Genomic DNA, 25,639 nt, shown 5'->3' with positions numbered 1-25,639 from the left:
ACCCTGAAAAAGATGCTTAAAACGTTTTCATAATTCATAATTTACGAATAATCAGACTCACTCTTTGCCAGGGAGAAGGACAATGGATCGGATTCAGGCTATGCAGGTTTTTACACGGGTCGCCGAAGCCGGAAGTTTTGTGCGCGCGGCAGAGACACTGTCACTACCCTCTTCATCCGTCACCAGCACGATTAAAAATCTGGAGAAATACCTACAGGTTCGTCTGCTTAACCGGACGACGAGGCGGGTCAGCCTGACCCCGGAAGGCCTGCAGTATCTTGCGCAGTGCCGGGAAATCCTGTCGTTAATTGAACACACGGAATCCAGCCTGACGGATTCCGTCAGGCGCCCCCAGGGGCGGCTGCGGGTTGATATGCCTGGTGGGATCGCCCATTTTATAGTCATGCCAAACCTGAAGGATTTCTACCGGCGCTATCCGGATATCTATCTGATGATTGGGGTCAGCGACCGGCAGGTCGATCTCGTTCAGGAGGGCGTGGACTGCGTCATCAGAACCGGGGAATTAACCGACTCCACGCTGGTTGCCCGTCCGCTTGGCCGGTTTCGCTGGATAACCTGTGCCTCTCCGGACTATCTCAGGGAGTACGGTGTCCCTGAGACGCCTGAAGCGTTGTCTCGCCATCGGGCGATCCATTACTTTTCAGGCTCGGGAAGACTTTCGAATGAACTGCGTTTTACGTGTGGTACTGAGGCGATCTCAGTCCCGGTAAAGGGAGATGTCGCCGTGAACGAAACGGGCCTCTTTATAAAAATGTGTCTTGACGGTTTTGGGCTGGCACAGCTTGCTGAGAATGTGATCTCTGAGCATCTGCAGCACGGAAAGCTGATCGAGATTCTGGCGGACTGGCAGCCGCCATCAGTGCCGGTAACGATGCTTTATCCGCATCAACGCTTTCTTTCTCCCGCCGTGCGCGCTTTTACGGAATGGGTCGACGGCCTTTTAAGGGATGGCGCAGGAGGCATGAATTCTTCTGGACAACAGATCGGCTAAAGCAAGATGAAAAGCGCTTAAAACCTCAATTCAAAACATCCGCCTCAGGAGAACAAATCGTTCCCCTGAGGCTTATGATAATTCAGCCTGGCTGCTGTGCAGGCTCCAGATGCGCATTTCGCCCGGCGGCCATTCCGGTGCAGGCGCCAGCGACCGCGATTGCTGCCGTCATCAGTAGCGGCACCTTCCAGCCTCCGGACATATCGTGGATTTTGCCCAGAAGCAGCGGGCCTACTGCCGCCATCAGGTAACCCACGCTCTGCACCATGCCAGACAGCGCGGCGGCGTCACCGGCATTTTTTGTACGAAGCCCGATGAAGGTCAGGCCCAGCATCATGCTGGCACCCGAGCCAAAGCCGAGAAGAGCTGCCCACAGCATCGCCACATTAGGTAAGTACAGAATGCCGACAAAGGACACTGCCGTTAAAAGACTGACTCCGGCTGCAGCTAATTTCTGATCGTTGAGACGACGCAGCGTGGCCGCCAGAATTAAGCCCGGAATCGCGGTGGTCAGTTGAAGGATGCCATGTACCTCACCGGCTCTTGCAGAGGAAATACCACCGTCAGTAAGAATGGCTGGCAGCCAGCCCACCGCAACATAAAACGGCATCGCGTTCAGGCCCATAAATAAGGTCACCTGCCATGCCAGAGGCGAGCGCCAGACCGCGACGGTCACCGCTTTTCTCTCACCCGACTCTGGCAGCTGATGCTTTTTCTTTAACTGGGGCAACCATAAAAGCAGCGCAAGCAGCGGTGCAATAACCAGCATCGCCAACGCGGTGTCCCAGCCCCAGGTTTCCGTCAGAGGAATGACAATGGCAGAACCGACTGCGCCTGCGGCCCCCATCGTGATGGAATAAGCGCCCGTCACGGAGGCCATGCTTCCGGAAAAGTCACGCTTGATAAGGCCAGGCAGCAGGACGTTGCCCAGGGCAATCCCCATGCCTATCAATACTGTTCCGCCATACAGCGCCCAGACACTGCCTGTGGATCGAAGCAGGATCCCGGCGGAAATCACTGCCAGAGCACCAAAAAGTGTGCGTTCCAGACCAAACTTGCGGGAGGTGGATGCGCTCAGGGGAGAAAAGGCTGCAAAGGCGAGTAAAGGCAGCGAGTTAAGAAGTCCTACTTCGGTAATACTCAGTCCAAAATCATGACGAATGTGTTCTAAAACGGGTGCGATAGCCGTAAAGGGAACACGCAGGTTAATGGCAATAAAAAGGATCCCGGTCACAAGTATGACTGAAGACCACTTGTTCGTAATGTGTAACATACATTTTGCTTTCTTCTGAAAAAAGAAAGACTTTAAAGTGCGAATGGGTTACAGAATATAGATAACCTGACAACATATAGCTCAATCATGCCAAACAATAGAAAACTGGTGTCGTCACCTGAAGAATTTGATGCTGATGCTTTCAGTCAGGCCGCTCTCGCGCTGCATGTGTCATCGACAGGTGAGTATGACGGGATGAGTCCGCACGCTCACCGTAAGGGGCAACTTATTCTGTCCTTACATGGTGCAGTGAGTTGTGAGGTTCAGGATGCACTGTGGATGGTTCCGCCAGGACATGCAGTCTGGGTTCCGGGTGAAATTCCCCACAGTTGCCGGGTGACAAAAAATGCCGATACCTGTTTTCTTTTTATCGAACCCGGCGCGGCAGCAATGCCGGAAAACTGCTGTACCCTTGCCGTTACCTCTCTGGTTCGCGAACTTATTCTGTTTCTGGCAGAGCAGGAACATGCTTATTCACCAGACAGCAAAACGGCCAGGCTGGCGGCTGTTCTTCTGGAATATATTCCTGATGCGCCGGTTGAAGCGCTCCATCTGCCTGTATCCAGGCATCCTAAAATCCGTCAGATGGCAGATGCGCTTTTTAAGAACCCCGGCGATCGGAGGACGTTACAGCAGTGGGCTATCCGTCTTGCAATCAGCGAACGTTCTCTGGCCAGACTGGTAAAAAACGCAACGGGAATGAGCTTTGGCCGTTGGCGTCAGCAACTGCATTTGATGATAGCCCTGAGCCATCTTGCTGAAGGTAAATCCGTACAGAGCGTAGCCGGTATTGTTGGATATGACTCAGTAAGCGCATTTATCACAATGTTCAGAAAAGCGCTGGGGAAATCACCGACACAATACTTTTCTTCTCTGGATTGATACAACACCGATAATCAGCGGATGTTGACGAAGCCCTTCTGTTGTCCGCTATTCGCTCAAAGCGATGGCACATGAAACACCGCAACGATTGCGGCCGCCTGAAACAGGCTGTAGAGAGGCCGACCACACTTCACCTCAGTTTGTGGCAAGCCCGATTGTTCATACACCGCATCAAGCGAAGTGTGTTCAACAATCACCTTTAACGCTGAGGAGGTGGCGAGTTTTATCTTCCAGAATTACGCAATTGAGAACTCCGCGGGTGTAAATTTCCGTATCAACGTTAATTCTGTTCGGCAGGCTTTCTACGTTCCTGGCCGGGGTATGTCCATGGACCACTACTTTCCCGAAATCCTTTGTTGAGTCCAGGAATTTGTAACGGATCCACGTCAGGTCATGATCAGTCTGCTGATCGAGCGGGATGTCTGGATCAACGCCCGCGTGGGCAAAAAAGTAGTCACCCCATTCAAAGTGACTCACTAAAGAACGAAAGAACGCCATATGTTCCACTGGCACCAGGTTCAAGAATTGATGACGGACATCCTTGGCAACCAAGGGGTTCCCGATGCCTGCTTCAATTTGCGACAAGGGCACCCCATATGAACAGAGAGTCTGCAGACCTCCTTTTCGGCCCCAGACAGGAAGAATGGTACTGTCTTGCGAGAAATCGAGGAGCCATTGCTCATGGTTACCTCTCAAAAAAACACAGTCCAGTATTCTGCTATTCTGCAGTTCACAAAGTCTTTCGACCACGAGTTTGGAGTTCGGGCCACGATCGATATAGTCACCAAGAAATATAATGATGGGCTTTGCGCTCGGCACCTCCGCCATATCTTCCCAGATTCTCCTCACCATGGCGTTGAGCTGAAAATCATAGCCGTGGATATCAGCGACCGCGTAGATCCGGCGAGAGGTCATCGGTGCTTGCGCTCTGATCCGCAAGTGCTCCCAATCCCCACTTCTGAAATCCACCTCCAACGGTGTTCTACTGTTCTCCGCGCGAACTTTGCTGGTCATTGTACCGCTCCAACACCGCCACTTGTCGTGATGTCGTGCGACATAGCCCCCTCAATGCCTCCTTCGTTCAGGTACATGCGGTCACCCAACCTTGAGACGCTGAGCACGGTTGGTTTGATGCCTCCCGACGATCGTATCTTCTTACTGGTGACCTCGCTCAAAATTGACCTGTCGTCAGTAAGCTCTTTCAGGACCCTCCCGCTCATTGATGCTGGGCATGGTATACCTAATATGCTCAGGACTGTCGGAGCGATATCTGTGATTGAGCTTGGCGCATCCGCAATGAGCCCCTTCGACTGCCCCGCCCCAAAGGTGGCGAGAACGGACGAAAGCTCGGCAGCGTGGAGACCGCCATGCGTTCCACCCCCCAGTCGCAAGTCGTAGTCACCCGCATCATAATAGGCACTACCGCAGATGCCAGTTGCGTTGACGCCGAGACCGGCTGCAAGATTGACGCATAAATCTGGCGCGCGGGGTCCGCCGGCACCAATAAGTTCGAGCGCCAGCGTGTTGGCCAAGATACCGTCATGGGCCCCCGGCTCAATGGCACGAGTAAATGCACCACCAAACCATGCTTGTTCAGTCATAAAGCTCAAAACATCCCCGAGAAGTACGGGATCGAACCTTCGCATCCAAATTCCCGCTGCACGGCCGGGTCTCAAAAGAAGATCAGTAGCCTTATCCTCGAAAGACGAGTCTGCGGCAAAGCCGGCCTTTCGCAGTTCTTCTGCAACTGACACCAAACCATTAATAGTGATGTGCCCGTGGTCAGACACGACAAAGATGCTGATTTCGTCCCGGTCGGGTTGAAGGCTGTGCCAGGAGAGAAACTCTCCTACCACATCGTCGCAAAGGCGCATCCTGTCATAATGTTCGGGCGAGCCTAATCCGTACAAATGAGCCGCGCTGTCGACCTCTGTGAACCAAAGGATAGATACGGCTGGACGATGGTGTGGCCATACTTCCTTCTGAAACAACTTGAGAGCTGTTTTCGGGCCGTCCACTGACAGGCCTCCGGCTGGAATTTTTAGATTGCGATGTACTCTCGCTGCGAAGCCATGAGGGAAGGCCGTCTGAGGATGTTTTACATTGAACCCAATTTGTCCGTACTTGTCACCTTGCCAATTCAACGCCGACAGAGCTCCAGGTCCACTGGACGTTATGACTGCGAGGTTTTTCTCTGCGTCACGCAAGACTTTCGCAAGCGATGTAGCGGTGACCAACTGCCCTTTCAGCCGATTATCAGCTGCATACCAGTCGTGGGTAGTTTCAGTGAAAATCTGATTGGGGTCGGAGTCCCTGATGTAGAACTGATTACCGAAAATCCCGTTGGTTTCAGCGTTTGATCCAGTGACGAGAGCCGTCAACGCGCCTCTTGTCTCGCTAGGGAACACGGTCTTATGGTTCTTGCTCCAAGTGCCCTTTCGTCCCAGTTCAGTCAGATTGGGCATCGTCAATTCGTTGACCATGTCCGGTCTTAAGCCATCAATGCCAAGAATAATGACTTTTTTCGCTTTACAGGTCATGTTGTTTAGTCCCAACAGTACTTGGATAAATAACTTTGACGCCCGATTCATTGAAAACGGTGACGAAGTCTTTTGGCGGAGCGTCGTCCGTGACGATGATGCCTATATCTGATAGAGGAACGGAAACGTAAGGGCCTGAAGCGCCGAACTTGCTGTGGTCAGCAACAAAGATACGCCTGCTACTCCTCTGACAAAGTAGGCGCTTGAGATGCTGGTAGTATTTCTCGGCCTCGACCAACCCATGCACAGGGTTGATTCCGTAAGTACCCATAATGACGGTGTCGAACACGCACTCGGAAATAGCCTCAAGAACCTGCTGGCCACCCAAAGCACCATCAGCGTGGTTGTATTCGCCGCCGGTTAACACTACGCGATGCTTTGCCCCACCGTGGAGAGCCTCAGCAATTGCCGGCATATTAGTCATCACGGAAATTGGAGGACCATCGTTAAGCGCTCTCGCGACTGAGAGTGTCGTGCTTCCATGCGTCAGGAATATCCATTCATCTTTCTCAACCAACCTCGCCGCCAATGCGCCTATCGACGCTTTCTCGAGAATGAGGTTATTTACCCGGATGTTGATAGAAGCTGAACGCCCAGCCGGCATGGCGCCACCGTGCACACGGTAGACGAGCCCTTCCTTTTCCAATGCTGCGATATCGCGACGTATGGTTTCCATCGATACTGAGTACTGCTCCGCTAGCCCGGCAATGCTGATACTTGATCCAGCATCGACCATTTCGGTTATGGCCTGCAGCCGGCTAGCAGCTGGCAATCTGCCCATTCGTTGGCTTCGAACTTCAGTCATCACGCGGGGTACTCCTGGCCAGAATGTTATGTTTATTGAGATATAATGATATTTTGTGTGCGACGTCGTGTCAACGACGCCCACCCGATCCAATAGACTGATCTAAGAAAGGCAGCTGTAATATAGGCTTACGATCAACAACACCCAAGTATGGAACCTGCGGAGACCATCGACAGGGAAGCAGGAGGGAACCATTCGGACTTAATAGCGAAATATATTCTGAGGAAAGGCCTAAATACCCACATTTTCAAAGCCGAACGTCCTCACAGAACATATATTTCACAGCACCAGTATCATTTTAACTCGTTTTTCCCAGGTGGGAATCTCTTCATAATCTCCAGCGCTATCTTTCCAAACCCGAACAACATATTGATATTAATGCCATTTAATTCGGAAGACATATGACGAATAGCAAGAGGTACAAAGAGCAATGCCTCTTGACGAGGCCAAAGCCATAAAAGATCACTTATAATCAATTAATGTCACATTAATGTAACGCAAGGTCAATAATCTGGCTGTCAATAAGGCGGCCTCGTTTGGATGCCTCCAGGGCCCTGTTCGTTGGATGAAAACCAGGAGAAAATGATGCACGTTAATATCACTGCGGGACTGCTTGCCAGCGTGGCGACAATGGCGCTGGCCGTCCTTCCCATCACTGCATCGGCACAGGACCTCAATGCCCTCGTCGCTGGCGCCAAAGCTGAAGGTCAATTGACAGTTATTGGCGTTTCACACGACTGGTGCGGTTACGGAGCTCTCATTCAGGGCTTCAAAGACAAGTACGGCATCGTCGTAAATGAACTGAATCCAAACGCTGGTTCGGGAGAAGAACTTGCTACGATCAAGGCTAACATCGGGAACACGGGGCCGCAGGCTCCCGACGTCATCGACGTTGGCATGGTGTTTGGTCCGACTGCCATGCAGGAAGAATTACTGCAGCCGTACAAGGTCAAGACCTGGGATTCGATTCCGGACGCCGTTAAGGATCCGGAGGGGCACTGGTACGGCGACTATTATGGCGTGTTGGCATTCCTTGTGAACAAGGACGTGGCCAAGAAAAGCCCTACTGATTGGTCCGATCTCCGCGATCCGATGTACAAGAAAAGCATTTCGGTGCCAGCAGACCCGAGAACGGCGAACAACGCGATCCTGAGCATTTATGCCGCCGGGCTGGCCACTGGCGCGAAATCGGGTGCCGATGCAGCCAGGGCGGGTATAGAGTTCTACCGTCAACTCAATGAAATCGGCAATCTCGTTCCGACTTTCGGCACCGCTGCTGCAATTGCCAAAGGCGAAACGCCAATTACAACACGCTGGGATTTTAACGGAATCATCTACAACGAAAACTTCCACGGTAACCCTCTAATTGAAACAATCGTCCCCAAGGTGACCGTTGCCGGCGTTTACGCCCAGGCGATCAGCAAGTATGCACCTCATCCCAACGCGGCGAAGCTCTGGATGGAGTACTTGTATTCCGACGAAGGGCAGATCGGATTTCTGCAGGGTCTCTGCCATCCGATCCGTTTCGACCAAATGCGGAAGGCTGGCTCAATAACGGATGAGATGGTCACTAAACTTCCTCCATCCGGGGATAATGTTGTGTTCCCGTCACTTCAGGATTTGATTGAAGTCGGCAAGATTGTCGCTGAAAACTGGACTACGAGAATCAACGCAAATGCCTGGAAAAACTGAGGTGTCCGTGTCAGAGAAGGATGTCCCTGAGTTGAGGATTTCCGAACCCAGCAAGCTTCCTATCACTCGGCGAGCTTCAGCGTTACGACGATTGGATTGGTCCGCGCTGATCGGAGTCGCGCCGTTTTTCATCTTCGCTCTCGTGATGATGGTCGCGCCAACAGTTGCACTGATCGCCAACGCGTTTGTCGATCAGCAGGGGCACCTGACGTTCGGGAATTTTGCTGACCTCAATACGCCTGAGGTTACGGGCGCGTTTGCCGAGTCTATAAGGCTCTCTGCAGCGTCAGCTGTGATTGGTGCAGTAATTGGCCTCGGCCTTGCTCTAACCGTGGGGCGCGGTATACGTAGCACTAAGGTCCGTTCTATCGTGATGACATTCTGCGGTGTCGCTTCGAACTTCTCGGGAGTTCCGCTCGCCTTTGCGTTCGTCGCAACACTTGGACGTCTCGGATTGGTCACCGTAGCAATCAAGGCGGCCTTTGGCATTGATATTTATGCCGCCGGCTTCGATCTGGCCAGCTTCTGGGGTCTAACAGTCACTTATCTCTTTTTCCAGATCCCGATCACGATTACCATCATGATGCCAGCCATTGATGGCTTGCGTAGAGACTGGTGCGAAGCTGCGTCAATCCTGGGCGCCAGCTCTTGGCAATATTGGCGACATATTGGCCTGCCCATATTGTGGCCCAGCCTCCTTGGGACACTAGCGCTCCTTTTCGCGAACTCGTTCGGGGCAATTGCCACAGCTTACGCCCTCACCGGTTACGCGGTGAACATCGTGCCGATTGTGCTATATGCGCAGATCCGTGGTGACGTCCTGCACAATGAGAGTCTCGGTGCTGCACTGGCGCTTGGCATGATTATCGTCATGGCGTTTGCCAACACGATCTATCTTATCCTCCGCACCCGCGCTGAACGGTGGCTCAGATGATAAAAACTATGCATCTTCTTCGTTGGACCTGTCTGTCCCTGGGTGTTGCTTTTTTCCTCATGCCATTGATCAGTACAGCAGAGTTCTCGCTTAGCCTAAGGCGCGATGGTTACAGTTTCGATGCCTATCGTTACGTGTTCGCCGATCCGGATTTCGTTTCGAGTTTCAGTTATTCGGCGCTCATCGCCTTATGCACCATCTTCGTAGGTACTATTCTCGTCGTGCCAACCGTATATTTGGTACGCCTGCGCCTCCCATGGCTTAGGCCGGCCGTCGAGTTTATCGTGCTGCTGCCGCTGATCGTTCCACCAATAATATTGGTGTTTGGTTATGTGCGAATGTTTTCTTCTTCATCGCTGCTTCCTCTTACAGGAACTTCTCGCGGGTCCGATATATTGTTGATATGTGGTTACGTGACGTTAGCGCTCCCGTATCTGTATCGAGCTGTTGATACCGGCCTCCAGGCAATCAATGCCCGCGTGCTTACTGAGGCCGCAACAATTCTTGGCGCCAGACCAATCACTATTATTATCCGCATAATTCTACCAAATATACTGGTTTCAGTGTTGTCTGGTGCGTTCCTGACTTTCGCCGTTGTAATCAGTGAGTTTGTAATGGCGAGTCTTCTCACAAGGCCTGCCTTTGGCCCCTATATTCAGAGAGTTGGGGTCGCAAAGGCCTATGAACCGGCGGCATTGGTTATTCTGTCATTCTTCATTACCTGGACCGCCATGGGACTGGTCCAATTTTTGGCGCGCTTTTCCCCTAATGTGCAGAGAGAGAGTAAATGAATCTGGTCGCGTCCTCCGCTAAAACAAATACCGCCCTTCACCTTTCCGGGGTCATCAAACGGTTTGGGGAGCATGAAGTCGTTCGCAATCTGGATCTTGAAGTACGCAAAGGCGAATTCATTTCGGTTCTCGGCCCATCAGGCTGCGGAAAGACTACGGTATTGCGTATGATTGCAGGATTTGAGCATCCGACAACTGGCCGAATTCTGATTGATGGGAGAGATGTTTCCAGGTTGCGCCCAGATCAACGCAACCTCGGAATGGTATTCCAAACTTACGCGCTGTTCCCGAATATGTCGGTTGCCGCCAACGTCGGCTTTGGTCTAAAAATCGCGGCTATGGCAGATCGAGACATTCAAAGGCGTGTTGCTGAAATGTTGGAACTCGTCGGTCTGACAGGGTTCGAGCGGCGCTTTCCTTACGAACTTTCGGGCGGGCAGCAACAGCGCGTGGCTTTGGCACGAGCGTTGGCAACAAAACCAGCGATGCTCTTGCTTGATGAACCGCTCTCGGCACTCGATGCAAAGATTCGTCTTTCTTTGCGCGAACAGATTCGAGACATCCAAACTGAACTTGGCATCACGACGCTTTTTGTGACTCACGACCAGGAAGAGGCATTGTCGATGTCTGACCGGGTTGCTGTGATGAACAGTGGAAGCGTTGAGCAATTTGGCACACCACTTGAAATTTACAATCGTCCGGCCACACGTTTTGTCGCATCATTCGTTGGAACACTTTCTGTCCTCAAGGCAACACTATTGGACCCTGCGAGCGGGGCGGTTGAGCTCGCAACCGCAACTCTCAAAAATCTGGAACTTCCGCATGGTTTAGCGCGGGGCGACCATATCTCATTGGCCGTCCGGCCAGAAGCAATACGCTTTGGCGCCCACAAGGGAGATGCCATACTGAGAGGTAAGGTTACGGGGGTTGGCTTTTATGGTTCCGTCATTCGGGTTCGCCTGCTCGTTGGCAATGAGACAATCACTATTGACATGTTTAACACGCCACTGTCTTCCCCGCCGTCGCGCGGCGAGGACGTTGATATTTCGATAGACCCTAACAGCGTGTTTGTGATGCGAGCGGAATAATGGGTTCTGTTGCAACGTTTGGTTGATGTCACCACCTTCCATACTGACCCGGAAAATCAGTTTCCGACGATTATGCAGGTGAAACAGTCAATTTTCCCGCAGCCCCCCTACCCGAACTGGACAGCCGTTGGTGTTACCTGGCTTGCGGGATTCGATTTTGAAATTAAGGTCATTGCCCGAATCCCAGCACCAACCTCCGCTGGCTGAAAGACCTTGATGTTAGTGACGTCCACATCAACGGGATGAGGACATCACTACGAAAAGCGTTGTTTCACATCCGACTTAACGATACGCCAATCAACGTTGAGTATTCACAGTGGAATGGTAAGGTTGTGGCTTGTTTCCTTTCAAAAGGCCATCGGCATGAGCAATCCGGTTAGAAAGAATTACCGTGTGTTAGGTGAAGTAAAAGCCCCTTACGTCCATTCGGTAAAGCACGGCAACACGCTCTATATTTCCGGCCTGACCGCGTTTGGCACAGCGGCACAACATGAAGGCATCGTTGAGCAGGCTGAAGAAATATTCAGCCAAATAAGGAAAATTGCTAGCGTAGAAGAGATAGATTTTTCAGCACTAATCAAAGTGACTATATTCATCACATCTTTTGAGGAGATAAACGGGCTACGCAAAGTACTGTATCAAAATTACGGTGAGCACCTGCCCGCCAGCTCGCTCGTAGAAGTCAGCCGCCTCTTCTCACCTGACCTCTCGATAGAAATTGAGGCTATATTCGGCCTTTGATTAATTGCTCATAGCCGGAAAGTGAAAACTGTTCGGCTCTAATGCCGTTTTATCAAACATAACGTCCCCCTTCTTTAAGGATAGCGTTGCATCGACCCGTTGAACGCACAGCCAGAAGCGGACATTATGAGTTCAGTGTTTAACAATAACATCGTACTGGTCAGTATTCGTCTGACATACAGTCATACCGCATCCTTATAACCAGGTTTCAGAAGGCTACAGGCTTTAAACCCTGCATCCAGAACCGACTGAGTTCTGCTGCGGAAATAGTGGATGCAGGCAGCAGTGGTTCAGGCTGCTCAGAAAAAATTTTTTTAGCGAATTGTCTTCCAACCAACTGCGCAGCTGAGGTTTTGATATGTCTCTGTTGGTAAAAGGCCTGCAGAGCAATTTCCAAATCATCTGTCTCCTTCATTAAACAAGTAAGGTGCCATGCATCTTCCAGCGCCTGACATGCTCCCTGCCCAGATGTCGGCAAGGAAGCATGAGCCGCGTCCCCGATGATTAAAACATTGTCTTGATGCCAAAAGGGAAGAGGGTCAATGTCATGCACGAAAATGCTCTTAATAGATGCACTGTCACATGACAGCAACAAATTCCGCACTGGATCAGGCCAGTCTCGAAAACGCTGATGCAATTCATTGTACCAATGTGCCCGAGGACGTTCATTGTCAACAGGAGCGTTCCACGCTCCTGCCCAATAGCACAACCCATCCTTCACCGGGACGATACCAAAACGCTCACCTTGACCGCGAAAGTCATCAATAGCGTTGTTCAATGTGTCCTCTCGTTGCCTTCCCACTCCTATCACGTTCACAAAACCATGATAACGAGGCGTTTCTTTTTCCCCATGCAATGACTGACGAACGACTGAATTCATACGCCCGTCAGCTCCGACGACTAAATCAAACTCCAGGCTCAATTTCGTGACGTCCGCAGTAGTGATTGAACAATTGAATTTAATCTCCCTACCCAGACTCTCTAACCTACCAGCCAGTAAGCGCATCAGTTCACGCCGTAACACTGTCACACTCGGAAAACCGCAAAGTGAATTCACGGCTAAAATATCGAACTGCGTCTGAAGGTGACCATTCCGATCAAACTGGCGCATCATGCACGGTGTACCACCTACGTGCTTGATCTTTTCGTCCAGCCCCATCTTCTGCATGACGAACATGGCATTGGGCCATAAAGTCACGCCAGCTCCCATGTGAGACACGTTGCTGCCACGCTCAAACAGGCTGACTTGATGGCCCTGTTTGGTCGCGAGTATTCCAAGTGCCATTCCAGCAACGCCGGCACCTACGATGGCAATTTTCTTAGGCTTGGTCATCATTACTTTCCTGTTGAGAAACTTAACGAAAATTGTAATGATCACCTGATTATTGATAAATATAGAGTTATAACTTTGTTAATCTCATTTTTTGGGATAATTAATGATTGATAAATGTGAATTGCAGTGGCTGATCAGCTTTCAGGTGGTTTATGAAAAGCTGAGTTTTAAGCTCGCGTCAGAGCATCTTCAGTTGCCATCGTCCAATGTCAGTAGACATGTCGCTTTACTTGAACAACAACTTCATGTGCGGCTACTGGAGCGTACGACGCGTAAAATAATGCCAACCGCTGCCGGTAGAATGCTGTATCAATCCATTACGCCGCTCACGCACGCTTTGGATCATGCTCTGCAAGAAGTCGCACTGTTTGGTGATTCAGTATCAGGCCACCTGAAGATCATTACACCAGACCTTCCATTCATGGCAGATATTCTCGCTGACTTCTGCATCAAGCATCCACAAATACAGCTCAGTTGTGACACACAATTGGATCCAACAGAGGGCCTACTGGATGGATTCGATCTGATATTACGCTTTGGACGTGGACCACTGGAGGATTCTTGCTGGGTTGCGAGGGAAATTCTGCGTTGGCCGAGCTGTGTGGTGGCCGCACCAGAACTTCTGAAACGTCACCCATCACCACAATCGGTGGATGAACTAACCAAAACCCCCTGCATTACGAGTATGTCGGTACTCCAGGGAATGCCCTGGAGATTTAAACAAAACCAAAACGTCCAGGTGCAGTCCAGCTATAAGGTGAACAGTGGACAGATGGCCAAGGCCGCTGCACTAAAAGGACTTGGTTTCGCCATTTTGCCTCTCCATGCCTGTGAATCAGAAATCAATAACGGCTCCCTTGTTAAAATTAACTGTAACCGCGAACCCGAAGATTTGGTGCTGTACGCGCTCTATTCCGGCAGAAAATACCTACAGGTGAAAGTGAAGGCGTTTCTGGAACACCTGCAAGAGGCTATTGCTCAATTAGATATACGCAGTAAGGAAGGAACATGATTGACTAAGCAATCCAGTATCCTGGACAAAGTGAAAAGAAATTCCGGTGAAATGTTTTAAAGGCGAAGTTTTTCCGTATAGCTGCATTAAGCTGGCTTACCCCCCTTTGTTTCCTGGCATTTGTCAAAATAAATGAGTGTGCTTCACCATACTCGCTACTCCGGCTGCATTTTCCTGTTCCATCCAAAAGTGTCGGCGCAGGGTGCTAACCATTGACGGATTTTGGAATTGCACGACAGCGCCTCGGGTTCGAGCAAGCGCGCTCCGAAATTGGCATGCCGCAGGAAGCGCACATCCAGGCATTGCTCAAGTTGCCCAGCCAGCAGGGGAAAATCCATAAGGCTGTATAGTCGGGGCCATTTGATCAATTTTCGATAGCGCAGTTGCTCCGACTCGATGCGCAAGTCATCATTCGGGCGCCACTGAATGTTGAACAGCTTGTCATGACGCGATAGGTCGACCAACCAGTTCCCGTTAGATGGGATGCGCAAATCCAGTTTCAGGCTTTCAGGCCGCAACTTGTTGCGCTTGTAAAACCAGTGCTCAGGCGGTTCGTTGGTCAGGTCGACGGAACACCCGCTATATGACACCTCGGCAACACCAAACCTTGCAAACCATTCGGCGACTTCGGGGTGGGTAGAATGGTCGAACATATTTTGCATGCTCCTTAGAAAGCGTCATATAGCAAACATCTCTGTTTTAATTAGAGGATAACAGGCCATGATATGTGGGCCTCATTGACTGCGTTCCATCAATTCAAGCGTCTGACCATCAGGGCTTTGTAAATATATTACTCTGGTTCCCTGCATGGGGCCTGACAATACTGTCTGAGGTTTACCCGGCGTTTTCCAGCCGTAGTCCGATACTTTGCCCAAGAGCGTATCAAGATCCTCTACATTAAAAGCAAGGTGAGCGTAGCCTGGGATATAGGGCGCTGAAGGTTCTTCTGGCTGCTCAATGTTATTGTATTGTAGTAATTCAATTCGAATATCAGCCAGTTCAAGCAAAGCCATTCGTACATCAGCTCCCCTTGCACCTGTTACCTCATCGATTATAGGTCCGGACATTTTTCCTTCACGTAATAATTTACCTCCAAGAATCTGAGTCCAAAAAAATAATGAGTCTTCAATGTTTTTAACTGAAAAACCAACGTGATTAACATTTAAGATCATGCACTTACCTGCTGAGTTTTGAAAGTTCATCATCCAACTATATAGAAAGCCTGCTTTATTTCTACACGATAAATTGTAAATGTCCGCTTTTCGCTCACAGCGGACCACTCGCACCATCATGTCTGCATCGTGCCAGAAGCGGACGTTGCTAATCCCCTGACACACGCTTAAACAGTTTGCAGTGCAGCTTATTTCTGTTCCTCATGCAAAAAGAGCATTAACTGAAAGATGTCACTTAACTCCCTCATGTATACCTACATCCACACATAGTCATCAGGAAAAGGATGAATGAAGATGCTGAGAGGTAAAAGAGCTGTTATTACCGGTGGAGGCGGGGGATTTGGCCAGGCGCTGTGCGTGTGGCTGGCACGAGAGGGTGTCGAGGTGGATTTTAGCGCACGGCGGGCTGAAGATATTCAAAAAACCTGCAGCATCATCGCGGCTGAAAGCGGCATTGCAAAAGGGTATATCTGTGATTTAACCCGGCCTGAATCCCTTTCTCAGTTTTCTTCACAGTTGTTAACTTCAGAGAAGCCTGTAGACATTTTAATCCTGAATGCTGCTCAGTGGTTGTCAGGGAGATTAGACGATCAGCCTGACACAGAAATTATCAATACCGTCAGTTCAGGCCTGACAGGTTCGATTCTACTGACTCAGGCTCTGCTGCCTGGGTTAAGACGTTCAGGAAATGCTGATATTGTCTCAATTATATCTTCATGTGGGATCCCGAATTTTACGGATTCTATTGCCCACCCAGCCTTTTTCGCCAGTAAACACGGGCTTAGCGGGTTTACAACTAAACTGGCACAGCAGTTATCTGAAGAAAATATACGTGTTACCGGGTTGTACCCTCCGGATTTTGAATTTACTGGGTTAGATACGTCTGTCGATAGTCAATCCAGAATGGGAGAACGTTTAATGAATGGACGATCGATCTGGGAAACGATTCGTTTTGTGCTGACACAACCGCGTAGTTGCCATATAAGTAGCATCTACTTTCAAGGCCCAACTCGCGAAGATCTTAACGCCAGGAGCTGAACTGGGTGACGTTGAGCAGAATACTCAACGTCGCTCCTCGCTCACAGCGGACCACTCGCACCATCATGTCTACATCGTGCCAGGAGAGGATATTGATTAATCCCTGAGCCAGGGCTACTCAGTCCGAATGTCTGAACGAGAACGGGTTCATGTCTCTGGAGGATGCACGGTGCAAAATCGGGGCATGGCGCGTCGTCCTCATTCTGCACCGGGCTGGATGACGCCCTGTGAATTTGCCAAAAATCTGCCGGTTGCCAGAATATGCAGCCAGAATGAAGTGATCTGTTCCCTTTGTTCAGTGCCGGCTTTCGCAGTTCAGGCCCTGCAGCACGTTGTCTCAGCATTGCCTTACTGTCTGCTCAGTCTGTATGCATGAGGTCGCCGGGGTAATTAACCTCCGGCAGACCACGTTAACGGCAGACGGATAACTATTTAGCGCCACTACTCCCGGGAGAACCATCATGTCCTCCCTCATTCCCGCCACTGCCACCCTGACCGCCGACGCCGCCAGGACCCGCATCGCCTCCGTTTCCACCATTACCTGATCCGTCACCATTACCGCCGTTCCCTCCGTTTCCTCCGTTCTCACCTCCATTACCGCCGTCGCCGCCATCTCCGTTGCTGCCAGAGCCAGCATTCCCTCCGTCTCCGCCGTTTCCTTCACCGCCACCGTCACCACCGTCGCCACCATCACCGTCTGCCCATGCCGCCGTGCTGAATATTCCGGCCGCCAGAGAGGACGTTACAGTGAATACGGCAACGAAAGGTCTCAGTAATGCTGAGGTCAGAATAATGAGGTATACAACTTTCATGAGAAGGTTTTTCATATCATCCTCTGCGTTATAAATTATATGCCGCCACCATCACCACCATCACCACCATCACCACCATCACCACCATCACCACCGTCACCACCGGATGAATTATTCCCGCTTCCTCCGTTGCCACCATCCCCTCCATCGGCTCCGTTTGTGCCTCCATTTCCACCATTTCCGCCATTTGAGTGGGAGCCTGTGCCAGCATTGCCGCCGTTACCGCCATCCCCTCCGTTTTCACCCGGACCACCGTCCCCGCCGTTTCCACCATCAGAAATCAGTGATAAGGAATCAGGAAAAGGGATCGGATATGCCGCAGAGGCATAAGCGTAGTGTGTTAAAAACGCCAGTATTAGCGTGGAGCACCTTAGTACGGTACGGCATCGTTTACAGATGTTCTGACTGGTCATTGTTACCTCCATCACCGCCAGCACCTCCGGGCGCATTGTCTGTTGACCCACCATCACCACCGTTTCCACCATTAGCGCTACCGTGTGTATTTTTATGATGTTTGTGGTGTTTGTGATGGGTTTCATTCGCAGCGCCTGCGCCATTTCCCCCATTTCCGCCGTTACCACCTGAAGCAGAGCCGTTACCGCCGTTACCTCCGTTCAGACAGCCTGTGCCAGGCACGCCGTCTTTACCATTTTCTCCGTCAGGCGAAGTGCCGTTCCCATCCTGTCCGTTCTGGCTCTCACAGGCAGACAGCTGGATAGTGTCCTGCGGGAGTGTCTGACTGAATACCGGCAGGGAAAGGAGCAGCCCTGCAGACAGCGGAAAAAAAATCAGAGTGTTGTGTAGCTTTGACATAAAAGTTTCATCCTTTAATTAATGGCCGCCTTCATCAGGCGACCATTTTTAGTTAGATTCTGCAGCCTGATTACGCTCCGCCGCCGTCACCACCACCACCATCGCCACCGCCGTCGCCACCATCACCGCCGCCGTCACCGTCTCCGGAACCATTGCCGTTAGCTGAACCGTTGCCAGTACCGTTGTCATTACCACTGCCGTTCCCGTTACCGCTGGCGCTGTTATTTCCTCCGTCTCCTCCAGAACCACCAGGAGAATTGGCACCAGAACCCCCGTTCCCGCCGTCACCGCCATTAGCATCGCCGACAAGCAAGAAGGTATGTGGGGAGTGATCCGTAAACGGTTCGTTATGTAAGGGTGCGGCGACAGAAAGTCGCGCCGCAGAGAGGACAAAAACACCCAAAGCAAGAGTTAATTTTTTATGTCTCATAATCCATCCTTAAAGGTAATAAATACATGAGATAATCGTTGGCCCATCCCGTAGCTAATGAGCTACTTCATTAAAGTTAAATTAACTGGAAAATAAAAACCATGGAGTGTAATGAAACGTTTTCCGTTGTTTTAGAATGTTTTTTTAAATTTCAAAAGAAAGTTACCGAGCTGTCAGGGCGCGATTAACCAATTGATATTAAAAGACATTTAATACCAATGATTACTCTGTTAACAATTTACTCTTTTCATGAAATGATACATATTACATTTTTATTAAGCGCTATTCTTAACAGAAGTAGTAAGTGATAACCCTAAATTCAAAAAAAGCAGAAGCAAATATCATTGTTATATAACCAATCTGAACCTGAGGTATCAGGCGACAATTACTTTGGCCTGTTTATAATCTTAGCGTCATGTTTCTTCTTCCCATGGAGAGGTTGTGACGCTCAACATCAGACAGGTCGATTTTTCCATAACTCAACGAAATAAAGGTCTTACTCAGGAAGTGTCGGCGGCAACTACCGGTATCTCCGTCCGTTCCGGACGCCGAGTCGAAAAAGGCCTGTGGCGACAGGCCGGGGGGCAGGTCAGAAGGCTATCTGTACTTTATTGTGCACCAGCCGCATCGCCAGCCGGCGTTTCATATGAATAAAGATATGCACCAGAAACCCTATGCACTTATGCGTGCAAAAATAGATGAAAAGCCGTTCACTACCAGATAAAATCTTGCTGACATATTCAGCAAACCAGCAACCCCTATTGCCTTAACCTGCGTCTGGCGTTTCAAATTAAACGTGAGTTCATCATATTAATGGAGTATTTATGAAAAAACTGATTCTTGCTTCGCTGCTCCTCTGGCCTGTATCTCAGGTCTCGGCAGCAGACTGTGACAATGCAGAAACCCAGCTTGAAATGAACCAGTGCGCGAATGCAGATTACAAGAAAGCTGACAAGGAATTGAATTCTACCTATCAGCAGGTTCTGAAATCCACCTCTGGAGAACAAACAGCACTTTTTCGGAAGGCTCAGAAAAAATGGATCGAATATCGTGATGCTGATTGTCAGTTTCAGACTTTTGCATCGCGTGAAGGTTCCGTTAATTCAATGAATATCGGGCTCTGCCTCAAGGCAAAAACTGAACAACGTACCAAAGAACTGAAAGACATGCTTAGCTGCCCTGAAGGTGATGTGAGCTGTCCATTATGAAGAATTCGCATTGATCCTTTAATGATATTCGAATTCGACCCGGGCAGAGTTAGTGCGATTATGATTTTTCTGTCTTGCAAATTATGTCCGCTCTTCGCTCTGGCGGACATATTAACCCTTAGAGGGCCTGTTTCGTGCCAGATGCAAACATTGGGATATTGTATAACAAGAAAACCGCGCGCGAACCACAGATGCTTTCGGTTCTGGAGTTATAAACATTTTACAAATTATGGTATTTAAGGCGATTATTATGTCTCTGTTAACCACGCTTGTATGACGAACGCGACTCAGAAACACTGCAAGGAAGGAACAATTACCTCTTTGAAAATATCGCTTTGATTATTAAATTGCATGTATTAATAATTAACAGATTTGATGGATAATTATGACCAACTCATTATTTAACAGACCCGGTGTTATTGCACTTATGCACTTTGATGATGGCAGAACTAGCGAGTTCAGCATGGGTGTTGAAGATATGCTGACCGGTGTACCAATCAATAAAAATAGCATATTCGATCTTGCTTCAGTATCAAAGCAGTTTACAGCATTCAGCATTCTTCTCCTGGAAAAAAATGGATTACTGAATTTAAATAACAACCTCTTCGACTTCATTCCAGAAGTTAAACTCCTTACAGATAATATAACACTTGAAAACTTAATCTATCACACCTCTGGACTCCCGTGTCTTTTTGATATTGCTGAAGATAAAGGCGTTGACTATTACTCACCATTTAAAACCGAAGATATAATCAAAGGAATTAGCGAAAGAAAATATTTAAAATTTACTCCCGGAACCCGGTACGAGTACAGTAATACTGGATATATTTTACTTGCTCAAGTGGTTGAAAAAGTCTCAGGACTAAGCTACCCGGACTTTGTTAAAAAGGAAATATTTTCACCTCTGGATATGAATGATTCCTTTGTTTCTGATGGGGTTTCTATGGAGAAGGAATCTGTCAGCGGATATCAAGAAAAAGATAACAATATATTTCTCCCTGTTCACAGCCCATGGGGCGTTACCGGAGCAGGCCTTGTACACTCATCTGCTAATGATTTAATGAAATGGGGACTGAATTTTTCTTCGGGTTTGGTCGGAGGAAAGGAGTTGATAAGAAAAATGCTTACCCCTCTTCCCCTGACTACTGACGCCAACATTATGATTGAAGACCATAATTCATACTGCTTTGGCATTGAGCTCGATGAGGATAAATCAGGAAAAATTTATTGTCACCAGGGTTCTACGTTTGGAAGAGAAACATATTTTTTGCGCTCACAGGAAGCAGCCTATACCCTGGCAGTATTATCAAACATCGAAGATTATGATGTCTGTTCAATGGCTGTAAGATTGTTTAATGACATGACTTCAATAACTGCATAAAAATATTTTTTCTTATCTGGCTCAATGATAAGGGCATAAGTTGGACGTCCGCTGCTCGCTCAACGCGGCACCACACTCCCTGATGACGGTTTGTCGCCAGTCGCGGCCCCCCCTGCCCGCGCATGCCCGCATGATTTTCAGCCAGTCCGTCGCAATCCGCGAAGTAACAGGTTCAGCGCGGTAATGCCTTGTGTCAGCTTCGTATTGCTCTCATCACCGTCGGCAATCCAGAATGCCGCTTCTGCCAGACTACCGTATATCAGAGAAGCCAGTCCCTCAGGGTCGACATCTTCCACGACACCTTGCTGAACCAGATCGTGAATCAGGCCCCGCATGGATTCCAGGCAATGACGCTGTGATTCAGGGGAGGCCCCCCCCAGCACCGCTTTTGCATCACGCAACACAATGCGCTGAAATTCAGGTTCCAGCGCCATCTCGAGGTAAGCCCGGCAGCGGTGACAAAAGCCCTCCCACGGGTCATCTGCATCACTGGAAATCTCCTGCAGGCGTTGATCCATCTCGTCATCTATCTGCTCCACAACGGCCGTCAGCAATCCTTTTTTGTCACCAAAGTGATGATAAAGCGCGCCACGGGTCAGCCCTGCCTGCGCGGTCAGGTCATCCATTGAGGTATCAGCGTAGCCATATTCACGAAAAACCTTACGGGCAGTGGCTAACAGTGTGGCTCTTGTCTCTTCCATATCAGCGCGGGTCCGACGAACCATACTTTGCTCCTTACATACGCCATGAATGATTATTTACAAACACTCCGTATGAATATAGGATTGGATTCATACGCGTTGTATGTATTGTCGCTTTGTCACCTTGCTGTGGCAAGCAAATGCCACCGGAGATGATGATGGCTAATCTGTATCGAGACCTTTTTACTGCCCCTGGCACGGCACATTTTGCCATAGCGGGTCTGCTCGCGCGCATCCCGTTGCCGATGACAGGCATCGGAATTATTACTCTGTTTTCGCAACAGTACGGAGGCTATGCGCTGGCAGGAGCCATTTCCGCAACCTTTGTTCTGACCTACGCCCTGCTTTCGCCGCAGATTTCCCGATATGTGGATCGTTATGGACAGCACCGCGTTTTGCCTGCGGCTACGGCGATCAGTGTGGCTGGGTTTGTCATCCTCATCGCCTGTTCCTGGTGGCGTTCTGCCAGCTGGATTCTGTTTATCGGCGCATTGCTGGCGGGGTTTATGCCCAGTATGTCTGCCATGGTACGGGCACGCTGGACGCAGCTATACCGGGGCCAGCCGCGTTTGCAGACAGCCTATTCACTTGAAACGGTGCTGGATGAGCTGACGTTTATTGTTGGCCCGCCCCTCTCTATTGGCCTTTCCATCGCGCTGTTTCCTCAGGCGGGTCTGCTGCTCGCAGCACTTTTGCTGTTTTCAGGCGTGCTTGCCCTGGTGATACAGCGCGGAACGGAACCCCCGGTAATGGCCATCTCCTGCGGCAAAATGGGCTCGGGTTCGGTCATCAGGATGACAAGCGTACGGCTGCTGGCGCTGCTGATGGTGGCGATGGGCGCCATTGTCGGCACGGTGGATATCGTGAGTGTCGCCTGGGCCGGAGAGCGGGGGTACCCGGCTGCTGCCAGCCTGGTGCTATCTGCGTATGCCGTTGGTTCGTGTTTGTCCGGACTGATTTATGGCTCGCTCAAACTGAAAACCCCACTCCATCGGCTGCTGTGGCTGGGCGGGCTGGCAACGGCCACGACCACTGTCCCACTGATACTGGTCACCCATCTTACCGCGCTGACGGCGGCCGTCCTGGTGGCAGGCCTCTTTTTCGCCCCTACCATGATCGTGGCCATGTCACTTATTGAACGTCAGGTTTCTGAAAGCCAGCTAACAGAGGGCATGACCTGGCTGCTGGCCGGGCTGAATGTAGGCGTTGCGCTGGGCGCTGCCCTCGCTGGTCAGGTTGTCGACAGCGGTGGATCACGGGCTGGATTCTACGTCGCCTTAGGTGCCGGCGCCGTCGTGCTGCTTATGGCCCTTTTAAGTCATTTAACCCTGCAAAAACAGGATAATCGCGCCTGATTTCGTGCGCTTTTTAGGATCTGAATGATGAATACATGTTCTGCCATGAAATGCGTTCACACCCCCTGGACAGCCGTTCTTGCTGTCGGTCTGGCGACTTTCTCTGTTGTCACAACAGAAATGCTCCCGGTGGGTTTGCTGACCTCCATCGCCGGTACGCTCGGCATGACCACAGGAAGCGCAGGTCTGATGATATCCCTGCCAGCCTTACTGGCCGCTTTATTCGCGCCATTCGTCGTCATTGCATCGGGTGGAACAGACCGCCGGTGGATTCTGTGTGGCCTGCTGTCGTTACTGGTTTTGGCAAACATTGCCTCCGCGCTGGCACCTAATCTCATCGTCATGCTCGCCGCCCGCATCCTGCTTGGCTTCTGCATGGGGGGGATATGGGCCATCGCCGGCGGTCTTGCCTCGCGTCTGGTTCCGGAGAAGGCTGTTGGCCTGGCAACCGCCATTATCTTCGGTGGTGTTGCTGCTGCATCGGTATTGGGCGTCCCCCTGGGGGCATTTATTGGCGATGTTATTGGCTGGCGCTGGGCATTTGGCCTCATGGCCATTTTCAGCGCACTGGTGCTGGCACTCCATCTTGCGGTCATTCCGGCATTGCCCGTTACAGGTTCGGCTAACATTAGCCAGTTCATAGCTCTGCTGGGCAACCGCAAAATACAAGCGGGCGTGTTCCTGACCTTATTACTCGTAACAAGCCATTTCGTCGCCTTTACCTTTGTACGCCCGCTGCTGATCTCAGTGTCAGAATTTGATACGCAGTGGATAGGTGCCATCCTGTTCGCCTACGGGATCGCTGGCGTCGCAGGTAACTTTCTGGCGGGTATCACCGCAGCACGCTATACGACATTCACCCTGATAGTCATTGCGGCAGGGCTGGTGTTAACGCCGTTACTGTTCATTACCGCCGGGCACTCGGTCACGGGCGGGAGTGGTGTGCTCATCTTCTGGGGGCTGGCTTACGGTGGGCTTTCGGTCGGACTGATGACCTGGATGATGAAAGCCGCCCCCCGCGCCGTAGAGATTGCCGCTGCGCTTTATGTCGCGGTATTCAATGCAGGGATTGCGCTGGGAGCCTGGATCGGGGGCCAGATCGTCGATATGTTGGCCCTGACAGATACACTCTGGCTGGCCTGCGGATTGGCGGCGGCAGCGTTACTTTTGGCCGTGGCGGCTGGCCTGAATCAGCAACGCAACCATTCGCCAAAGTGAAGGCGAACAGCGTCCCTGTCATAGCGATCTTCCCCACGCCATGCTGCTGCTGCCGCCGACCAGTCGCTCTTGCCGTGAACCGGCCGATCGAATGATGCGGGCCTGAGCACGTCCAGGTTGGCCAGGATATTGATGATGGTACGTCGCTCGTTTTTTGACGATTTAACGGCGGTCGCCAGTCGCTTTTCGAGCGCACCGGCATGATCGGTCGGCTGGCTCGATTCGATGGTCGAGAGGATCCGCTCAAGGATCACGATGTCCTCATCCGTCGGGCGTGGAATGTCGGCACCGTCCAGAGCCTGTAGATCGAACCACGTATAGAGCAGCTGCCCGTGACGGACACCGCCCCACTTAATTCGTTCGAAATTGAGGACGTTGAGGTCCGCATTCACATACCGTTCAGCGCCAATCGTCAGCCCGGGGACGACGTCCCGGCAAACGATACAGGTATGGCTCGTGCTGCACAGGGCACCGTCCGGGCTAAAACTTTGCCCGCTAATAACCGGTGTGTATTGATGTGGGCTCATTTGACGGGCGAGATGGTATGAGGCGACGCCTGACCGCCAGTCGAGTCTTTTTGTGGACAGGCTGGACAGAAAAGCGTGCGACGCTTTGGTGGGCGGCATCCGTTTCGCTATTGCCAGGATCGTCTGCAGACAGTCGTCGTGGGCCACATTGACCGGATCAAACATCACCCCCTGGGACCTGGCATAAACAAAGTCTTCGGGATCGGTCTTGTGTTCAGAGAGCCAGCCGCTGCTGTCCCAATACGTTTTGAAGAGTATGTTCCTGGCTTTCTTGTCCATGATGGCTTCCGAAAAGTGTATTGTCTGGCCTGCACCTGGCGCTGCTTTGCAGCCTCAGGGCGCCCGGCAGGTTCAGACTGGTTTCTGTCGCATGACAACGTCGCCAGATAAAATGTCGCTCAACCTGTCGGGGTTTAAAGAAACGGATCACCTGAGCAAAGGGGGCATTCTCACCTCTTCACAGAATCTCAACCACCTCAAATTCTTCTGTGATCAGCTCCATTTCATCAGAAAAATAACCTTCCCGGGTAAAAAATTGCTGATGCTCTTTCCGCCAGTAACCGAGGCTTAAATCGCCCTCGCCCTCTTTTCGGGCAAACGCCTCGGTAACATCACAAAAACGCACCAGTCGCATCGAAACCAATCTGATAACGCATACCGGTACATCCTGACCATCAAGGATGATGTTATAACTCCCTATCCTCGGGGCGGGTTCTTCCTGATGATAAGATGCAAAAGATCCACATGAGGCTGTTTTAATTCCTTTTACAATAAGGGTTGCGAGTTCGTGGGCCAGTTCAGGGCTGTCACCCATTTTCCAGCTATTCGCGCCTGGATATTTCGCCTTTAATTTATCAATCGCATCCATTTAAAGTCCTTTA

General features: G+C 50.7%; 26 protein-coding genes and 2 pseudogenes. 15 read left to right on the top strand and 13 right to left on the bottom strand.

Translation table 11 applies throughout. The features are described 5' to 3' along the window. Positions 1 to 82: 82 nt before the first annotated feature. Positions 83 to 1,012 carry a LysR family transcriptional regulator gene (locus tag ABEH87_RS16365; protein WP_346577776.1) on the top strand — a complete coding sequence of 310 codons (930 nt, stop codon included), beginning with the start codon at positions 83 to 85 and terminating at the stop codon, positions 1,010 to 1,012. An 82-nt stretch (positions 1,013 to 1,094) separates the two neighbouring features. On the opposite strand, the gene ABEH87_RS16360 is transcribed toward ABEH87_RS16365, so the two are convergent. Continuing rightward, on the bottom strand, positions 1,095 to 2,285 hold the full coding sequence (locus ABEH87_RS16360) for an MFS transporter (protein WP_346577774.1): 1,191 nt from the start codon (positions 2,283 to 2,285) through the stop codon (positions 1,095 to 1,097). Positions 2,286 to 2,372: 87 nt separating this feature from the next. Here ABEH87_RS16360 and ABEH87_RS16355 point away from each other — a divergent pair, with 87 nt between their 5' ends. Then, positions 2,373 to 3,167, top strand: a complete 795-nt coding sequence (locus tag ABEH87_RS16355) for a helix-turn-helix transcriptional regulator (protein WP_346577772.1) — start codon at positions 2,373 to 2,375, stop codon at positions 3,165 to 3,167. A 186-nt stretch (positions 3,168 to 3,353) separates the two neighbouring features. Here the strand turns inward: ABEH87_RS16355 and ABEH87_RS16350 are convergent, their stop codons facing one another. Genes ABEH87_RS16350 through ABEH87_RS16340 form a run of 3 tightly spaced genes read right to left on the bottom strand, consistent with a single transcriptional unit; the run spans position 3,354 to position 6,512 of the window. Then, the gene (locus ABEH87_RS16350; protein ID WP_346577770.1) at positions 3,354 to 4,181 is read right to left on the bottom strand and encodes a metallophosphoesterase; all 828 of its coding nucleotides are present in this window, start codon (positions 4,179 to 4,181) and stop codon (positions 3,354 to 3,356) included. After that, complete coding sequence (locus ABEH87_RS16345) at positions 4,178 to 5,707, bottom strand: alkaline phosphatase family protein (RefSeq protein ID WP_346577768.1); 1,530 nt, start codon at positions 5,705 to 5,707, stop codon at positions 4,178 to 4,180. The genes ABEH87_RS16350 and ABEH87_RS16345 overlap by 4 nt, the downstream gene beginning before the upstream one ends. Further along, the gene (locus ABEH87_RS16340; protein WP_346577905.1) at positions 5,697 to 6,512 is read right to left on the bottom strand and encodes a DeoR/GlpR family DNA-binding transcription regulator; all 816 of its coding nucleotides are present in this window, start codon (positions 6,510 to 6,512) and stop codon (positions 5,697 to 5,699) included. The genes ABEH87_RS16345 and ABEH87_RS16340 overlap by 11 nt, the downstream gene beginning before the upstream one ends. Positions 6,513 to 7,094: 582 nt before the next feature. Here ABEH87_RS16340 and ABEH87_RS16335 point away from each other — a divergent pair. The 6 genes and pseudogenes from ABEH87_RS16335 to ABEH87_RS16310 all read left to right on the top strand — a co-directional run bounded on the left by ABEH87_RS16335 (position 7,095) and on the right by ABEH87_RS16310 (position 11,758). Continuing rightward, a complete protein-coding gene (locus tag ABEH87_RS16335) occupies positions 7,095 to 8,204 on the top strand; it encodes an ABC transporter substrate-binding protein (RefSeq protein ID WP_346577766.1) in 1,110 nt (369 codons plus the stop codon). A 7-nt stretch (positions 8,205 to 8,211) separates the two neighbouring features. Beyond that, a complete protein-coding gene (locus ABEH87_RS16330; RefSeq protein WP_346577764.1) occupies positions 8,212 to 9,138 on the top strand; it encodes an ABC transporter permease subunit in 927 nt (308 codons plus the stop codon). Next, positions 9,135 to 9,929, top strand: a complete 795-nt coding sequence (locus ABEH87_RS16325) for an ABC transporter permease subunit (protein ID WP_346577762.1) — start codon at positions 9,135 to 9,137, stop codon at positions 9,927 to 9,929. The genes ABEH87_RS16330 and ABEH87_RS16325 overlap by 4 nt, the downstream gene beginning before the upstream one ends. Next, positions 9,926 to 11,017 carry an ABC transporter ATP-binding protein gene (locus ABEH87_RS16320; protein WP_346577760.1) on the top strand — a complete coding sequence of 364 codons (1,092 nt, stop codon included), beginning with the start codon at positions 9,926 to 9,928 and terminating at the stop codon, positions 11,015 to 11,017. Before ABEH87_RS16325 ends, ABEH87_RS16320 begins: the two co-directional genes overlap by 4 nt. A gap of 18 nt (positions 11,018 to 11,035) precedes the next feature. After that, a pseudogene (locus ABEH87_RS16315) lies at positions 11,036 to 11,224 on the top strand (Rid family hydrolase); the annotation flags it as partial. Between the two features lie 156 nt (positions 11,225 to 11,380). Then, positions 11,381 to 11,758 (top strand): RidA family protein, encoded by a 378-nt coding sequence (locus ABEH87_RS16310; protein ID WP_346577758.1) that lies wholly within the window; start codon positions 11,381 to 11,383, stop codon positions 11,756 to 11,758. Positions 11,759 to 11,966: 208 nt separating this feature from the next. Here ABEH87_RS16310 and ABEH87_RS16305 read toward each other — a convergent pair whose 3' ends face one another. Continuing rightward, positions 11,967 to 13,094: an FAD-dependent monooxygenase gene (locus ABEH87_RS16305; RefSeq protein ID WP_346577756.1), complete on the bottom strand. Its 1,128-nt coding sequence runs from the start codon at positions 13,092 to 13,094 to the stop codon at positions 11,967 to 11,969. 100 nt (positions 13,095 to 13,194) lie between these two features. Here ABEH87_RS16305 and ABEH87_RS16300 point away from each other — a divergent pair, with 100 nt between their 5' ends. Then, positions 13,195 to 14,103, top strand: coding sequence for a LysR family transcriptional regulator (locus ABEH87_RS16300; protein WP_346577754.1), 909 nt, complete (start codon positions 13,195 to 13,197; stop codon positions 14,101 to 14,103). Positions 14,104 to 14,258: 155 nt separating this feature from the next. Here the strand turns inward: ABEH87_RS16300 and ABEH87_RS16295 are convergent, their stop codons facing one another. Then, positions 14,259 to 14,756, bottom strand: a complete 498-nt coding sequence (locus tag ABEH87_RS16295) for a hypothetical protein (RefSeq protein ID WP_346577752.1) — start codon at positions 14,754 to 14,756, stop codon at positions 14,259 to 14,261. An 81-nt stretch (positions 14,757 to 14,837) separates the two neighbouring features. Then, entirely contained in the window at positions 14,838 to 15,275 is a 438-nt protein-coding gene (locus ABEH87_RS16290; protein WP_100703025.1) for a VOC family protein, read from the bottom strand. A 294-nt stretch (positions 15,276 to 15,569) separates the two neighbouring features. Here ABEH87_RS16290 and ABEH87_RS16285 point away from each other — a divergent pair, with 294 nt between their 5' ends. Both ABEH87_RS16285 and ABEH87_RS16280 read left to right on the top strand, forming a co-directional pair. Continuing rightward, positions 15,570 to 16,313: an SDR family oxidoreductase gene (locus ABEH87_RS16285; protein WP_346577903.1), complete on the top strand. Its 744-nt coding sequence runs from the start codon at positions 15,570 to 15,572 to the stop codon at positions 16,311 to 16,313. A 125-nt stretch (positions 16,314 to 16,438) separates the two neighbouring features. Then, positions 16,439 to 16,560 (top strand): annotated as a pseudogene (locus ABEH87_RS16280) (integrase core domain-containing protein); the annotation flags it as partial. Positions 16,561 to 16,650: 90 nt separating this feature from the next. On the opposite strand, the gene ABEH87_RS16275 reads toward ABEH87_RS16280, so the two are convergent. From ABEH87_RS16275 to ABEH87_RS16265, 3 genes are all read right to left on the bottom strand, one after another. After that, the gene (locus ABEH87_RS16275) at positions 16,651 to 17,004 is read right to left on the bottom strand and encodes a hypothetical protein (RefSeq protein ID WP_346577750.1); all 354 of its coding nucleotides are present in this window, start codon (positions 17,002 to 17,004) and stop codon (positions 16,651 to 16,653) included. A 149-nt stretch (positions 17,005 to 17,153) separates the two neighbouring features. Further along, on the bottom strand, positions 17,154 to 17,399 hold the full coding sequence (locus ABEH87_RS16270) for a hypothetical protein (protein ID WP_346577748.1): 246 nt from the start codon (positions 17,397 to 17,399) through the stop codon (positions 17,154 to 17,156). Positions 17,400 to 17,986: 587 nt separating this feature from the next. After that, complete coding sequence (locus ABEH87_RS16265; protein ID WP_346577746.1) at positions 17,987 to 18,202, bottom strand: hypothetical protein; 216 nt, start codon at positions 18,200 to 18,202, stop codon at positions 17,987 to 17,989. Positions 18,203 to 19,192: 990 nt separating this feature from the next. On the opposite strand from ABEH87_RS16265, the gene ABEH87_RS16260 reads away from it, so the two are divergent. Further along, entirely contained in the window at positions 19,193 to 19,576 is a 384-nt protein-coding gene (locus ABEH87_RS16260; RefSeq protein WP_339457126.1) for a lysozyme inhibitor LprI family protein, read from the top strand. 385 nt (positions 19,577 to 19,961) lie between these two features. Then, a complete protein-coding gene (locus tag ABEH87_RS16255; RefSeq protein ID WP_346577744.1) occupies positions 19,962 to 20,957 on the top strand; it encodes a serine hydrolase domain-containing protein in 996 nt (331 codons plus the stop codon). 137 nt (positions 20,958 to 21,094) lie between these two features. On the opposite strand, the gene ABEH87_RS16250 is transcribed toward ABEH87_RS16255, so the two are convergent. Further along, entirely contained in the window at positions 21,095 to 21,682 is a 588-nt protein-coding gene (locus ABEH87_RS16250; protein ID WP_346577742.1) for a TetR/AcrR family transcriptional regulator, read from the bottom strand. Between the two features lie 134 nt (positions 21,683 to 21,816). Here ABEH87_RS16250 and ABEH87_RS16245 point away from each other — a divergent pair, with 134 nt between their 5' ends. Next, a complete protein-coding gene (locus tag ABEH87_RS16245; protein WP_346577740.1) occupies positions 21,817 to 23,013 on the top strand; it encodes an MFS transporter in 1,197 nt (398 codons plus the stop codon). A gap of 27 nt (positions 23,014 to 23,040) precedes the next feature. After that, a complete protein-coding gene (locus tag ABEH87_RS16240) occupies positions 23,041 to 24,231 on the top strand; it encodes an MFS transporter (protein WP_346577901.1) in 1,191 nt (396 codons plus the stop codon). Here the strand turns inward: ABEH87_RS16240 and ABEH87_RS16235 are convergent. After that, entirely contained in the window at positions 24,204 to 25,037 is an 834-nt protein-coding gene (locus ABEH87_RS16235) for a hypothetical protein (RefSeq protein WP_346577738.1), read from the bottom strand. The genes ABEH87_RS16240 and ABEH87_RS16235 overlap by 28 nt on opposite strands. A 178-nt stretch (positions 25,038 to 25,215) precedes the next feature. After that, positions 25,216 to 25,626, bottom strand: a complete 411-nt coding sequence (locus tag ABEH87_RS16230; RefSeq protein WP_346577736.1) for an ASCH domain-containing protein — start codon at positions 25,624 to 25,626, stop codon at positions 25,216 to 25,218. Positions 25,627 to 25,639 lie beyond the last annotated feature (13 nt).

The sequence above is a fragment of the Erwinia sp. Eh17-17 genome (assembly GCF_039675725.1).
GTDB lineage: Bacteria > Pseudomonadota > Gammaproteobacteria > Enterobacterales > Enterobacteriaceae > Erwinia.
Note: the sequence above shows the minus strand (reverse complement) of the source record. Positions and strands in the feature narration are given on the sequence as shown.